1 protein-coding gene is annotated in these 1,063 nt (G+C 62.7%); it reads left to right on the forward strand.

Annotated elements, in window-relative coordinates:
• Positions 1-542: 542 nt before the first annotated feature.
• Positions 543-866 carry a hypothetical protein gene (locus tag ODJ79_RS46610; RefSeq protein ID WP_263030188.1) on the forward strand — a complete coding sequence of 108 codons (324 nt, stop codon included), beginning with the start codon at positions 543-545 and terminating at the stop codon, positions 864-866.
• Positions 867-1,063: the final 197 nt, after the last annotated feature.

Genomic DNA, 1,063 nt, shown 5'->3' on the forward strand with positions numbered 1-1,063 from the left:
ACGAGGCTTGCCCAACGCGCGGCATCCCGGGTAACCGCGCGTCACTGAACCCAAGGATGGCTGCACCGTTCGAGTCGGGCCAGGCTCCCGGGTTATATCGACGGTCGCTGACGCGGTGGTTCGGGCTCGCGGGCCTTGAACCGGGCGATTTGAAGCCGGGGTGTAACGCATCAACCGGAGTCAGACATCTGCGCAACATCATTGCAAGTCGGCCAGTGCAAGTCGGCCAGTGTCTAGTCCCAGCTGATACTTGACGAATCCGTCCCAGGTGATCCTTGACTGCCGATCTACGCCGAGCACAGCGGACGTCACACCGCGTGATCCAGGCGCGCAGCCTGATCTAGCCGCGATCCGTGCGCTGCGTAGCGCCACGATGGATCGACGCGGTTGGCGCACGGATATGCGGAGGACAGCGCAGGGGGAATGACGGTCGACGGGCGAGTCGCGGAGCCGGGCGGCCTGACGGCGAAGCTTCATAGTTCGTACCGCTGTGGGTACCGATCGTGTTGGATCAAGTCTCTCCGGCCGACTAATCTGCGCGGATGGACGAGGCCCCCAGAACGTATTCGATTTCGGTTCGGTTGCAGCGAGCCACGACAGAGGAGACTTACCTGTCCGTTCCAGTCGACGAGGCGATCATGCAGGACGAGCCTGCAGCCGACGGCAGCCACAGGATCGACCCCGGCAAGCTTTGGGCTGAGGCGATTCGCTTGGCCGAAGCATCGACCAACTGGACGATCGAGGACCGGCAGGTGGCCCCTCATCCAATCCAGAAGGCGCCGCCCTGGATCGCCGACCAACACACCGAGAGCAGTCGTCCGGCGAGTGAGCTGAACCTGCCGACTGCCGTCGCGGATCCTCTCTGATGGTCCACGCATCCGCTGCAATCACGCGCTCTGCTCGTCACCGACCGTTAGGCCTCTGGGCGTCATCGCGGACGATCATGACAAGCGTCAGGTGGGACGCGAGTGTCAAGTATCAGCCGTGACGGGACAGTGCAAGTCGGCCAGTTGAACAGTCGAGCATTGAACAGTCGAGCATTGAACAGTCGAGCAGGCTGTGA

The organism is Actinoplanes sp. KI2, from assembly GCF_025630775.1.
Lineage (GTDB): Bacteria > Actinomycetota > Actinomycetes > Mycobacteriales > Micromonosporaceae > Actinoplanes.

What these genes read in the sequence shown, in the direction of transcription:
- ODJ79_RS46610 (WP_263030188.1), top strand. Translation starts at nt 543, where the DNA reads ATGGACGAGGCCCCCAGAACGTATTCGATTTCGGTTCGGTTGCAGCGA.